The following is a 13,502-nucleotide window of genomic DNA, read 5'->3' as shown; positions in this document are numbered from 1 at the left end:
CAGGAGGCAGGAGGCAGGAGGAACCCACCCTTATAGTAGGATTGAAGCAAGGACGCTTTATACTTTTCTGCGAGACGCTGCGCGAACGCGCTGCACGTCTGAGTATAATTCTTTCTTTAAACGTGGCTCTAAACCCAGAACTAAAGTTTTAATTGATACTCCTAACCTTCTGCCCCCTGCCTCCTAACTCCTGCCTTTTAGTAAGGAAACTTGAGCCAACAAATATTTTACTCAGGTAAATTTATCGCTGGATTCCGGCTAAAGAATCCTCTAGGGACTAGCTTAAAGCCAACTTCGTGAACAGGCATCACCGGCCAATCTTCCGATCGCGGAATATGAGTTACGCCCATTGTGTACCACAGTACGATATCTTCACCCATCAAGGCTTCATCGTCTGCAATATATTTTGGTAAACCCTGTTCGGGTTGAGTTTGGTTGGGATAATCGCCGCCAGCATAAAGTTCAGTAGGTTTATATTTTGTTACCCAGAGGTGATGAGTCGCAAATTCTGCCCTTTCCCGGATTTTTGAGCCTTCCACAGGGAAAAATATCGAGTTTCCACCAGGCATCAGCATATATCCAGGTGCAGCACCGAGAGCATTCTTTTTGTCTGCACTAACAATCATCCATTCTCGACTGCTTTTCATATCCAAATCGCGCATAGCAGCCGTTTCTTTGACTAGTGGGATTTCTGCAAGTGCGATCGCATTTCCTAAAGGATTTTTCTCATCCATCGGTAAAGCTTTCACATTCATTTCCATCACAGAGTTAGCCTGACCATCAACATCGAAATCTAGGCGATAATTGAAAAAGTGCTGATGATTTACTCCAAAGATATTCTGAGCAATTAATCGACCATAGGAATCATCATCAGATTGCTTTTGGGCAGCCGTTCCCTGCGCCAATACAATACCCGTTAATTCATTTTGGACTTCCAAAGTCCCATCTTGATGAAAGATCCAATTGATGCTGTAATCATAGTTGTCAATGGCTACCGTCATCTTCATCACTAATTCTCGACTGCGACGGACATCATTACGCTGAGTATTATATTCATAATGTTTCCACAGCATTCCGCGATCGCGTTCGTAGATACCGATAACCCCTGGTATTTGATAAGGTTCTCCCTGCTCATTAGCAAATACAGCATTTAACAACAAGCCATTTTCAGGAATTTCTTTACCTAATTCCATTGTATTTGCTAGTAAACCTAAATTGTATTCTCCAACATCAAAGGCATTTCTAAATGACCAAGTAGGCTGAGGATCGCCATAAGGTACTACCATTTCTGAGAGACTGGCGCGGTATAAAACTGGTCGAATATTTTCCCCATCTTTGTGCGTCACTTGGTAAAGCATTAATCCATTACGAGGATGCATTGAATAGCGAAACTTCCAACCTTGCCAACTAATTTCATTGTCTTCGATCTGGAAACTTCTACCATTCGGTTGGAGTATTTTTAATGCTTTAAGTGGTGACAGTAATTTCCCCAAAGATTTGACATCATAATTCCAGTTTTCTTGAGAGAAAGGTACATTTCCTCTATCAACAAAACTAGCAATTTTACCCGTATTCAAATTGACTGTTGCTAAAACTCCTTCAATCGGACTACCGTAATAGTTCCAGCCTTTACCTTTGTAGTAAGATAAGCCGCGACAAAGACGATTACCTGTTGCTTCTTCCTGTTGGCTGAGAATTCCTGGTGCCCACCAACTGATTTTAACTTGCTCGAAATCGGTAATTCCCCGCTTTTGCATCGCTTTTTGCCATCGGGGATCGGCTTTAACTACCTGAGTTGCTAGTTCATATTCTGAATTAACGATCGCAGGTTGAACGGACGGTATTTCTTTCCAAGAACTTAAGGTTTTGCTTCTCAGATCGACAATCCCTTCAAAGGTTTTGTTTTCTGAACGTTCATAGATTACCAAAAAAGCTTTTCGCCCAAAGACTTTACCAGGTGTAAAATTTAGAACTTCTTCTTTATCTGGTTCTTGTAAAGCAATAAGAGGAAAAGCTGCCATTTCGCTCAAATTTTTTTCTCTTTGGATGACAGAAACAGCTGTGCTAATTTCTACCTCAGTTAGTGAAGTGAGAGGATGGGAAATCGAAGGCTGTTGAGCCGTTAATGTTTCCATTAATCCGATTGAGAAAGAAATGACAACAATGATGGCAATAGCTAGCCATAAAAAACGCTTTAGCCGCTTAATCATCTTTTACATTTTTACAAAAGACTTATAGTTATCTATTTCCAAACCTAAGATTGAAAACCGATAAATTAAGAGGCTAAAGCGAAATTAATTATAATAAAATAACTCCACTGTGCAAGTGGGGCTACAGTGTACACACAAATCGAATTACCCCCCTTAATCCCCCCTTATAAAGGGGGGAAACAAGAAAGAAATCTAGTTCCCTCACGCCACGTGCTTCAAGTCGGGCATTGCCCGCCCAACGCAGTGGCTCCCCTTTATAAGGGGAGGGTTAGGGTGGGGTAAAACCTTGGGTTTTTCAGCTATTTCAGACTTATGTGTACACCGTAGGCTTGTGGGGAGGGGAGCTAAAGCACAGGTTTGGCAGGGTGGGGTTTTGGGTATTATGCTTAATTACCTGAACATTATCTTACGCCGAAACTAAACGGCGTAAAGATTCAGCACGACGTTTAGCAATAGAGTTATTTGGAGCTAATTTGAGTGCTTCTTCGTAAGCTTGTAACGCCTGAGTAGTTAATTTTTTCTTCTCATAAGCGTGACCGAGATTATTGAATCCTGTTACGTAGTCTGGTTTAGACTTGAGAGCTTCTTTGTACTGACGAATTGCTAAGTCATATTGCTCTTGGGTAAAATAAATATAGCCGAGTCCGTTGTAAATGGGGGCGATATCTTCTTCTCCCTCATCTTCAGCTGCTTTGAGAGCTTTTTGAAATAGCGCGATCGCTGGAGAATACATTTTTTTTTCTGAATAAATACTGGCTAACTCATAATATTCTTGAGTCGTACCCTTTTCTTTCTCTAACTTCTTTCGCAACCTGGCAAAAGAGCCTTCAACCTTGCGAGTTTTGAAAATCTGGCGAAAAACACTCACGGCTGCAATTGTGAGTATCACCACCAAAATTGAGAGATAAACAACGGCTAGACTGTTATCCATTACTGCAAATACAAATATTATAAAGTTTGTTATTTGTCATTTGTCATTTGTCCTTTGTCATTTATTATTCGTTTATGACTAATGACCAATGACCAATGACAAATGACCAATTTACGGTAAACCCCAATATTGAGACCGTTGCTGGAGCCAACCTTTTTCTAAATAACGAGCGATCGCTTGATTCACATTTCGTCTAAACTCATCGTACTGCAATCCCTTGGGCATGACTATAGATAAGGGTTCAGTTGATAACTTAGTTGGCAGTAACCGATATTGAGGATATTGTTGCACCCAACCGCTTAGAACACTAGCATCTGCGGCAAAGGCTATTGCGGCATTATTTTCTATTTCCTCTCGCGCTTCTTTATAAGAATCCACTCCTACTAACTCGGCGTTTGGTAGATAGTAGCGCACTTTAGCAATGGTACTGGAGTTATTGAGTACGGCAATTTTTTGTTTTGATAGATCGCTCAACTGCTGCACAGATGCATCTTTTGTAATTAATAGAGTGCCATCCAAATAGTAGGGAACACTGAAACTAACTATGCGGGCGCGTGACTCGGTTGCTGTGACTCTAGCGATCGCAAAATCAACTTTCTTGTCTAAGACTACAGAAAGGCGATCGCGATTCGCTACAGCTTGAAATTTTACAGCTTCGGCTTTACCAACCAAGTCAACTGCCAAACGCTTGGCCAAGTCAATTTCTAAACCTTGCAAATTCCCGTTGTCATCTTTAAATCCCAAGGGACGCAAGTTATCTTTCACGGCAACATTTAAATAGCCCCGTTGCTGAATTTCTGACATTTGGGCAGCAGATGCAGTTAATCCCGTCCCTACTAAAGAAAAGCAAAAAATCCAAAATATAGTGGCGGATAATACCAGATGTAACCGAGTAATTGTTTGCCGTCTGTTACATCTGTTATACATCCCTCACCACCTTTATCCTTTAGCTTGAAGTGCCAATTCAGCAACTTTGCCGAAACTAGCTGGATCGAGGACTGCCAATTGCGCCAACATCTTGCGATTTAGTTGGATATCAGCTTTTTTCAAGTTACCAATAAACTGGCTGTAACTCAAGCCGTGTTGCCTGGAAGCAGCATTGATGCGGGTGATCCAAAGGCGACGAAAATCGCGCTTTTTCTTTTTGCGATCGCGGTAGGCACTCCGTAGCGCCTTCATCACTTGTTGGTTGGCAGTTCTAAACAGAGTTGAATGGGAACCGCGAAAACCTTTAGCTAGTTTGAGAATTTTATTGCGGCGTTTGCGAGCTACATTACCGCGTTTTACCCGAGTCATAATTTATTTCCTAAAATACTTACAAATATGGGAGCATCAAGCGCACGTTAAGTTCATCGCGTTCGTGTACAAGCGCACTCTGACGCATACTACGCTTTTTATCAGAAGATTTGTGTTCTAAAAGGTGGCTTTTGAACGCTTTACGACGGACGATTTTGCCGGTACCGGTGGCACGGAATCGCTTTGCCGCAGCTTTACGAGTCTTTAGTTTAGGCATGGTCTAGCTTTGATTCGACACGATCCATTATTATATACTATTAAAATTGCTATAACTGCAATTAAATAAAGGATTTAGCCAACAGCGATCGCTGTAGACAAACTTAGCTTCACTTATGGATGAGGTCAATATAGTTGAATATGACCCACGTTGGGCGACTTTGTTTACAGAAGAAGCCGAGCGGATTTGGCAGGCACTAGGCAATGACTTAGTTGTAGAAATTGAACATATTGGTAGTACCGCAGTACCAGGAATGGCAGCCAAACCAGTTATTGACATTATGGTGGGAGTGCGTTCCTTGGTAAATGCAAAATCTGCTATTTTGGCTTTAGAATCCTTGGGATACGTTTATTGGCGTGAAGACCCGCGTCCTGGACGGATGTTTTTTGTTAAAGGAATGCCACCATACGGAAAGCAACGTACTCATCATGTTCACATAGTCGAGATTGACAGCGAATTTTGGGAACGCAAGCTATTTTGCGACTATCTGAGAAAGCATCCTAAAGAAGCAAAACGTTACGAAGTTCTAAAACGCGATTTGGCGGCAAGTTTTCGGAGCGATCGCGAAGCTTATACGAATGGTAAAAATGACTATATCTGTGCTGTGATGGTCAAAGCACGGAATGAGGATATGGGAAAAAACCAAAACCATTGATTATTTAACTTTTTTCAGTGGCGTTGGCTTTGGGATCTAAAATTATTTGCGAAGTGGATTTATTCACATGGTAAATCCAAGATTGCTCTTTAACCTTGACAATCACTTCCCAACCTTCTACGGGGTCGTACTGCTGGGTGCAGACTTCGCCAAAGTTGAATTGACAGAGATTTCCAAAGGTTTTTGGTGTAGTTTGAGTAATTTTTAAATCAGTAATTACCACTTCAGAACGGCTTGAGGCATCGCTCAAAATTGCATCTGCGATCGCCTTCGGCAATGTTTGTGAAGTACTCACTTTCGGATCTAAAATTCTTTGCTTTCCAGATTTATCTACATGGTAAGTCCACGAATCTTGGCGGACTTTGACAACTACTTCCCAGCCTTCAATGGAGTTGTATTCCCTAGTACAAACTTCTCCAAATTTGAACTCACAGGGATTACCAAAGGTTTTCGATGTGACTTGGGTAATCTCTAATTCGCGTTTACGTACACCGGAACGGAAGGATGCATCTTTTAAAATTTTATTAGCGATCGCTTTCGGTAACTCGTTTGCTTGGGATTGGGATACTTGAGTGCCGTCTGGGTAAGGAATAGCACCAACAGAAGTGTTTTCAATCAGTCCAAATCCACAAGATAGCAAGCTTGTCAACACCAGCGTCAAGAAAATTCCTCTGGGTGACTGGAAGCTACTTTTAATTACGGCAGATGCTTGGATGATGGATTTCATATATACGTATTGATTGTTAAAAATTGAACAGATAATATTGCAATTGCAATCATAATTTGTTTGACGTTGCACTCTTAATTCAGTTTCTTCTTTATAAGGAGTGGGGGAGCAGGGGAGAAGTTACAGTAAGTTTTTCTCCTCTGCCCCTCTGCCCCCTTGCTCCTCTGCTTCTTGTGCCCAATGCCCAATGCCCCATCCCTTATACTTGTTTGCTCATTACCGCTAAATTCATCACACATTCAGGAAATTGGCGTTTTAATGCTGGAAACACCGGACAAGGCGCTTGTTCTTGTAAATTGTCCGGTTTACTCCAAGTAAAGGGGGCTTTCTGCGCCGCAGACATCCATAGCAGAAGCTTTGCTCGTGTCATGGCCACATAGAGTAAACGATACTCTTCAGATGTTTTCAAATTCTTTGCCACCTCCCATGCTTGACTAACATCCGGTATGATAGATTCTTCGTGGAGAGTAGCGCGAATTTGGGCGCGAGCTACTTCTGATAAGGTAAAATCGCCTAAAAATTGGCTTTGGGGAGGAACCCAAAATCTGCCAGGAATCAAGTTTTCGTGGAGAAAGGGAAGAAATACATAGTCCCAATCTAGCCCTTTAGCTTTATGCATAGTGATAATTGTCAGTTGACCGCGACGGGTATAACGTTCTTCCGAATCCTCGGTTTCCACTGGTTCAAACCGTTCGGAACTAACAATTTCACTTAAAGCTGACAGCATTCCTCCCATCGAACTATTGCCAGCTATCTGCTGGTTTACCCGTTCTGCAAGTTTATCAGCAGTTGCCAATTCTGCTTGGTCATAATTTAAAGTCAGGGCGAGAAAGGAAATTAGCTGGTAAAGAGGCAATTCTAAACGAGCGCGGAGTAAGCTGCGACACATGCGAGCAGCTTTTTGTACTGTTTCTGGCTGGGGTGGTGCTAGGGGGCCAGGATACAAAAACTCTTCTGGCAGACTAGCAAGGGCGTTGAGGTCTTGGGTAGGAATTAATTGGCGCTGTACTAATGCTTCTAGGGCAGCTTTGAGGTAATCGGGGGAGTGGGGGCGATCGCAAAATTGCAATAATGCCAAAATCTCTTGGGGGACATGGGAACGGCGATCGCGTTCTCCCACATCGTAAAGTGTAATTTTATGCTCTTTGCACAGAGGTGTCAGAGCCTCTGCTAACCAGCGTCCTTGACGATTTTCTCGGACTAAAATCGCTGCACTATTTTTTGTTGGATCTTCACCAAATAACTCAATCACTCTTTGAGATAACAATTCAACGGTGTGATGAATATCGCGCGGGGTATAAAGTTCTAATCCTTGTCCTACGGGTGCGGGGTTAGCGTTAGCTTGCGGATCGCCAACTTCCACAGGGCGAATTGTCTGTAAGCGAAATGGTACTTGTCGGTTGTCAGCAATCTGTTGTTTGTTGTTGGTTTTGGTTGTTGCTAACCACTGATTATTGATCCATTTGAGAGCAAAGTTAGCGGCTTCAATGATAATTCTAGTACTGCGACCAGCTCGATCCATCGTTGCCAATCGTTCGATGCGATCGCACTCTTCGCAAAATTGCCGGAAATAAATCGGATCGGCTGGAGTAAAGGTAGAGTTAATCGCCTGGTTAGGGTCGCCAACTCTGACTAAATTGAGTGGGGAGTACGTAGAGACGCGATCGATCGCGTCTGTATTCATCCCCTCATATTCTCGATTACTCGCCAAAATTTCTAACAACTGCGTCTGTAGAGGGCTAGAATCTTGGGCTTCGTCTTCAAAGACGGCGAATATTTGGTTTTGCTCGATGTGACGGGCACTGTCATTTTCTAAAACGCGCAGTGCGGCTAAAATCATATCGTCATAATCGATAAAATCACGCGATCGCATCAAGTTTTGATATTGCTCGTACAATCCCGCCGCTACACTCAAAATTGCATATTCATCTGTGGTTTGCTTACTCCACTCCCGCAACAATTCTGGCGATATCCCAGAACTTTTTGCTTCATGAATTACCGTATTAGCCAATTCTGGTAATACTTCTGTTCGCAGCACCGATTGACGACGCAACCTTTCTGTCTCTTCTCCATCAAATTGATGACCTTCCAATAACCGCAAATATACATCTGGATTATTTATAATCCATTGTTCTACAGCAGTTCTGATAAAGCGGTGACTTTGGGTTGGTGTAATTAATATGACATTTTCTAACTGCAAACCCGACAAATCAGAATGGCGGTTGGCAATGTTCAACGCTAGACCGTGTAGGGTATAGACAAAAAATCCTGTCTGAGGTAGAGATAAATCATCTCTTAAAAATTTACGAATCTTCGCTTTAATATTGGCAGCAGCAGAGCGAGTAAAAGTAACGACTACCAACTGACGGCGGGAGGATGAACGCTCATATTGACGGGCGATCGCGATTGCCGCCGCCGCCGCCATTCCGGTAGATTTGCCTGCACCAGGAACGGCTGAAATCGCCAAAGGCCCAGATTGCCAATCAGCCATTTGCTGCTGTCCAGGGCGGAGACTGTTGCGGATTGTGAGAATCTTCTCCTGCAAAGAAGGAATGAGCGATCGCTCAGACAATTCTGAGTCGAGTAATTCTTGAATAATAGGAGCAGTAAATTTAGAGTCGGACATCTTAAATTATATATTTTAAATAGATATTGAATTTAATTCCCAAACCGCAGATATGAATAATCTTCGGTGATTCTTAATCTCAAATTACTAACAAAATACTCCACCGTTCTTGTTTTAACTGTTCTAGTAAACGATCTGGATCAAATGCGTGTATATATACTTAAATATTATGTCAACCCCCTGACTAAACATATAACACTTAGTTAATTTGTTTAGTTAGGGGATTGTTAAGAAAGTTAAACTAGTTCTTTGAGTTTACCGTTCTTCCACAGTTGATTCACTAAAGATAGCTACGTACAACCATCCTGCTAAAATAGCTCCCAAGATAGGAGCTATCCAGAACAGCCAGATTTGCGAAAAGAGTTCTACACCTGCAAATAGAGCAACTCCAGTACTACGGGCAGGATTAACCGAAGTATTGGTTACAGGAATACTAATCAGGTGAATTAAAGTGAGTCCAAAACCAATTGCCAGTGGTGCAAATCCTTTAGGAGCACGGCTATCAGTCACACCCAGAATAATCAGCAGAAACATGAAAGTCATCACAACTTCAGTAATCAGGCAAGCAAACAGCGTGTAACCACCTGGAGAATGAGTACCATAGCCGTTGGTAGCCAGTGGGTTGAAGCCAGTCAGCGTAAATCCAGTTTTGCCGCTAGCAATCAGGTAAATAATCCCCCCAGCAACAATTGCGCCGATCACTTGAGAGAGGATGTAAGGTAGTAAGTCAGATCCCGGAAAGCGCTTACCTGCCCATAGTCCAAACGAAACAGCTGGGTTGAAATGACCACCAGAAATATGACCAAAAGCATAAGCCCCTGTGAGGACAGTAAGCCCAAATGCCAGGGATACACCTACTAATCCAATACCCAATGGAAAAGAAGTATTCTCGCTGATTTTTGCAGCATCTTCTGTGTAGGCGGCGGCTAGAACAGCACTACCACAGCCACCTAAAACAAGCCAAAATGTGCCGATAAATTCTGCCAAACAACGTTTTGTGAGAGACATTTTTGGAAAATTCCTTGTTCAGCTACAAACGAGTAATAGCTATGTTGAATAATGCTTGAGTCATTGCTGTCAACAGGAAATCCATTGCGTTTGTTTCGTTATGAAACTAAATCGAAAAAATAGGAATTTGTTTCTGTTGAGATTTTTGATCCAGTGCCCTCTATTAAAAGTTATTACAAAATTAAAATAAGTTTTGTGCTTTATACACTTTTTTTAGCTTACTTTAAATCTAGTTGCGCCAAGGTTCGCAACTCAATCGAGAGCGCTGTCATAAACGCCACTTATGATTCAAGCCCCAAACCCTGATTCTCTGGTAAAAAACCATATCTGCATCGCCATGTAGATTTATAAGCAAAACGTAATTTCCAAACACAAGAGCAAACAGGAACGAAATAATCAGGGTTTGAGTCACTTACACCGGAATCCTTACAGCGTGCGGGGGCACAAAGGTTGATTCTATACCCAGGTTGTGATACTGCTAATTTTGATAGGAATTAAAAGATGAATTAGGTAAGAGCTTTTAGAAGGAGTAGTTTTCATGCAAGATAGTGAGTTGGAAAAAAAGATTGAATATGCAAAAATTATGTTAGAAGAGTATAAGACTCTTCGTACTGAAATTATTAATAAACAGACTTTAATTAACAATATTGTAAATTTTAGTTTTGCAATAATTGGTGTAACTTTAGGTGCTATAGCTACTGTGGTGACGAAGGAACCAAAAAATGGAGAGGAATTTGTCTTGATAGCAACGGCAGTAATTATACCTTTTGTGTGTTGGTTTGCTTTTGTTCAATATTACCTTGAATTTATTTACACAGCTAGAATTTCGAGATATATTGTTGCTATTGAATATAAGATCAACACACTGTTTGGAGAACATCTATTATTCTGGGAAAGTGGTATTCGCAATTGGGAAATTTCTCAGCTTCCTGAAGAAATTTCTCAGCTTCATAAATTTATGCATATTCAAGACAAATTAGTGAGAAAGCTATTGATACTGCCATTAAATTTTTCCCTAATAGCTATTTGTTCGTCAATATTTAGTATAATTTACGGTTCAGACTGTTGTAAAGATAATAACATTCCTTATCTTAAAATCATTGTTTACATTGTTATGCTTATTTTATTTTTTAGTGGTATATACTTCTGGTTTCAGTTTCAAAAAGTCCTTAACCGAATGCAGTGGTCACACCGTTAAAGAGTTAACAGAGGAAAGTAGTGAATCTCATAAAAAATAAGTTATTTAATAGTATTTATTATAAAAAAATAAAATTTTAATATAATATGAGAATAACCAATATTTATCCATTTAATCAAATCGATCCAGAAGTGTATACGATTCGTGTGAAGGAAAGCTGGTATGTATGTGAAAAGGAGACATTAAAAAAAATTAAAAGCTTACTAAGCTATTTTCCCTGTGTAATCATTACTTCCTTAGATGAAAAAGTCTTTGATCTTAAATACATTGATGGGATTTTAGGGGCGTTTTATCCCCAAATGTTTCGTGAGCCTATTGAGTTTAAGTTCAAGGATACTTGGCAATCTGTTATTAACAATTATCAAACGCGTTTTGTAATTTCAACAGTGGGAGAAGGAAGCTATGCAGTAGCTAAACGTGACAAAAATGCTCTTCCGCCTCATACAGACGGTCTTGAATATTGCTGCACAGAAAAGTTTTTGTCTATCTTACATCTTCATAGAGCTAAAAGTCCTCAAGGGAGAAATTATGTGGTTGATATGAGTTATATTGCCCACTTGATGGCAGAGAAATATGAAGAAGAGTTTGATGCTCTCTGTGATCCTAAAAGGACAAAATTCTTAATACCGTTTACTGGTCAAACTCAAAAACATCCGGTTTTCTCGTTTACTGAAAAGGACTTTTTAGAAGTTTACTATCACGATCCTTCGTGGATTGAGATGCCGCCAAACGATAATCTTGTTTCAAGTGGAATGGAGAGAATTAAAGAATTAACTTATCAAGATAATTTAAGAATTCCGATTTCTCTTGAGCCAAACAGTGTTGCAATTATAAAAAATTCGCATTTGCATGGTCGTGAAGCCTTTCCTGTAGGCGAAAGGCTGACAGTATTTACTCAGCATTTAGGTCTCCCTACTGTAAGAGTTTTTAACACAGAGACTAAACAGCGTGAAGAAGCAGAAGGAATATCTCCTGGCATAATTCCAGTATTAGGTTCAGCACTAGAACAAAAGTATCTAAAGAATTTAAAAAAGTCTTGCTCGGCGAGTTTTAATGATAAAACTATACTGTACTCAACACAATCTTGTAATCTATGAGTAAACTTCTAACCTCGTGGACATGCCAGACGTGGACTGCCTCTCTACTTTCAGCTTAAAAAATTTGAGTTTTTCCTGTTACGGTCGTTACTTCGTGACTGTTCAAGGAATGTCATAATCGCTCAAAATGTGGACTTACACAGGTCAAGGAAAAATCAAAGGTTTAGGCAAAGCATTGTGGAGCCAGTGCCTTGTTCTGGTTAAGAGAGTTAAAACAACTGGCGGCATTGGCCAAACAAAAATTGAACCAATGCCGCCAGTCTCTATACGCTGTTTGGACAGTCAAAACAAGTTTATATCACGCAGTTAGCTCGTCTAAAATTGAATTTATTCGTCAATCTGCCAGGAATCCTTAGTTAATTCTTCATCCAGAATTCTCTTAGGACGCACAATGATAATAATTTGTCCTAATAGAGGAATTTCTGGCTCAGTTTCAAACCATTGAAAATCTAATTCACCACCATTTTCAACGACAAAATAGCTAGAGGCATCCCATTCTCGTTGGGCACGATCTATCACAACTAAGACTGGCCCTGTTTGGCTTTGGGTTTGGATGGGGAAGCGATCGCTATTCGCTAAAATCACCACTGGATCTTCTGCCGCCAATAGTACTTGCCAACCTGGTAAGGGAACCCAAGCTTGCTCTCCAGAAAACTTTACCATCCGAAAAGGTTCAATTTCTGTCAGTATGGGCACAGCTTGCAAATCTTGGCGTGATAATGGCAACTCTCCTACTACAGGCAAGATTCGGGGTAACTGTTCTTCAAATTCCAGGCGGTAAAACGGTAAAATTGGCGCTGGACGCTGAGGAACGGTAGTAAAATCAGTCAGTAGTTGTTCGATTTTTTGCCTTGCACCTGGCGTGTGAGCAAAACGCAAACCTTTGGCAATTAGGCGCGATCGCTGTTGTAAATCTGCATTTTGGCGTGCCAGTTTCCAAACTTGGTGAGCAACAGCATCTCCAGGATGAGCAGAAAACCCTTCTGGCAAAGTGCGGAAATAGGAGAACTCTTTAATTGCTTTTGCTATATCCCGTGCCTCATCAGCATCAACATTATGGACAAAAATCAGTTCGGCAGCAGCGGCGCGTTCTTCTTGAGTAAGTAAACGTAACTCGTATAAAACATCGCTGCCACGTGTAGTATAGTGCGATCGCGTTTCTTGCGATACTCCAAACTTTTCCAAAGAATTGTAAACTTGAGAACCAACAACCACCTGGTTTTGTTGAATCGGCTCAAATCCAGTCGCCTCAAAAATTTCTTGGGGGTTGTAACCGATTTTTAGCAACGAGGCGATCGCGGCTCCCCATTCCACCCAGTTGCCTTGTTTTTGCCTCAGCTTTCGGAGTAACTCTTGTGCTACATCGTTTGTAGCATTATCTTCGGGATTCTGAGTGTTGGGTGGTAAATCAGTCATAATCGGAGTGCAAGCTTCAACTTGAGAGGTTAATTAACACCTCATGAGCAAGTATTATTCTAATCTATACCCAGACCTACACCTCATCCACGATCGAAACTGCCATAGTTTTGCTGATTTA

12 protein-coding genes are annotated in these 13,502 nt (G+C 41.1%); 3 read left to right on the top strand and 9 right to left on the bottom strand.

Annotation, left to right across the window (positions count from 1 at the left end):
- Positions 1–227: 227 nt before the first annotated feature.
- The 5 genes from RMX89_RS03540 to rpmI all read right to left on the bottom strand — a co-directional run bounded on the left by RMX89_RS03540 (position 228) and on the right by rpmI (position 4,654).
- A complete protein-coding gene (locus tag RMX89_RS03540) occupies positions 228–2,210 on the bottom strand; it encodes a primary-amine oxidase (RefSeq protein ID WP_322687945.1) in 1,983 nt (660 codons plus the stop codon).
- A gap of 406 nt (positions 2,211–2,616) precedes the next feature.
- A complete protein-coding gene (locus tag RMX89_RS03535) occupies positions 2,617–3,141 on the bottom strand; it encodes a tetratricopeptide repeat protein (protein WP_322684992.1) in 525 nt (174 codons plus the stop codon).
- A gap of 111 nt (positions 3,142–3,252) precedes the next feature.
- A complete protein-coding gene (locus RMX89_RS03530) occupies positions 3,253–4,068 on the bottom strand; it encodes a transporter substrate-binding domain-containing protein (RefSeq protein ID WP_322672879.1) in 816 nt (271 codons plus the stop codon).
- Between the two features lie 12 nt (positions 4,069–4,080).
- Positions 4,081–4,437: a 50S ribosomal protein L20 gene (gene rplT / locus RMX89_RS03525; RefSeq protein WP_322672880.1), complete on the bottom strand. Its 357-nt coding sequence runs from the start codon at positions 4,435–4,437 to the stop codon at positions 4,081–4,083.
- Between the two features lie 19 nt (positions 4,438–4,456).
- On the bottom strand, positions 4,457–4,654 hold the full coding sequence (rpmI, locus tag RMX89_RS03520) for a 50S ribosomal protein L35 (RefSeq protein WP_109007939.1): 198 nt from the start codon (positions 4,652–4,654) through the stop codon (positions 4,457–4,459).
- A 115-nt stretch (positions 4,655–4,769) separates the two neighbouring features.
- Here rpmI and RMX89_RS03515 point away from each other — a divergent pair, with 115 nt between their 5' ends.
- Positions 4,770–5,309 carry a GrpB family protein gene (locus tag RMX89_RS03515; RefSeq protein WP_322687944.1) on the top strand — a complete coding sequence of 180 codons (540 nt, stop codon included), beginning with the start codon at positions 4,770–4,772 and terminating at the stop codon, positions 5,307–5,309.
- A gap of 4 nt (positions 5,310–5,313) precedes the next feature.
- On the opposite strand, the gene RMX89_RS03510 is transcribed toward RMX89_RS03515, so the two are convergent.
- The 3 genes from RMX89_RS03510 to aqpZ form a co-directional block, all read right to left on the bottom strand.
- The gene (locus RMX89_RS03510; protein WP_322687943.1) at positions 5,314–6,036 is read right to left on the bottom strand and encodes a hypothetical protein; all 723 of its coding nucleotides are present in this window, start codon (positions 6,034–6,036) and stop codon (positions 5,314–5,316) included.
- A 199-nt stretch (positions 6,037–6,235) separates the two neighbouring features.
- Positions 6,236–8,662, bottom strand: coding sequence for an ATP-dependent helicase (locus RMX89_RS03505; protein WP_322687942.1), 2,427 nt, complete (start codon positions 8,660–8,662; stop codon positions 6,236–6,238).
- A 255-nt stretch (positions 8,663–8,917) separates the two neighbouring features.
- Positions 8,918–9,670: an aquaporin Z gene (gene aqpZ / locus RMX89_RS03500; protein ID WP_322684987.1), complete on the bottom strand. Its 753-nt coding sequence runs from the start codon at positions 9,668–9,670 to the stop codon at positions 8,918–8,920.
- A gap of 538 nt (positions 9,671–10,208) precedes the next feature.
- On the opposite strand from aqpZ, the gene RMX89_RS03495 reads away from it, so the two are divergent.
- Both RMX89_RS03495 and RMX89_RS03490 read left to right on the top strand, forming a co-directional pair.
- Positions 10,209–10,868 carry a hypothetical protein gene (locus RMX89_RS03495; protein WP_322687941.1) on the top strand — a complete coding sequence of 220 codons (660 nt, stop codon included), beginning with the start codon at positions 10,209–10,211 and terminating at the stop codon, positions 10,866–10,868.
- Between the two features lie 86 nt (positions 10,869–10,954).
- Positions 10,955–11,965 carry a TauD/TfdA family dioxygenase gene (locus RMX89_RS03490; RefSeq protein ID WP_322687940.1) on the top strand — a complete coding sequence of 337 codons (1,011 nt, stop codon included), beginning with the start codon at positions 10,955–10,957 and terminating at the stop codon, positions 11,963–11,965.
- 327 nt (positions 11,966–12,292) lie between these two features.
- Here RMX89_RS03490 and RMX89_RS03485 read toward each other — a convergent pair whose 3' ends face one another.
- On the bottom strand, positions 12,293–13,381 hold the full coding sequence (locus tag RMX89_RS03485; RefSeq protein ID WP_322684986.1) for a RuBisCO accumulation factor 1: 1,089 nt from the start codon (positions 13,379–13,381) through the stop codon (positions 12,293–12,295).
- Positions 13,382–13,502 lie beyond the last annotated feature (121 nt).

Origin of the sequence: Nostoc sp. DedSLP04 (assembly GCF_034530775.1) — a bacterium.
In the GTDB taxonomy this organism is placed as follows: Bacteria; Cyanobacteriota; Cyanobacteriia; order Cyanobacteriales; family Nostocaceae; genus Nostoc.
This window is presented reverse-complemented; position numbering and strand designations above follow the sequence as displayed.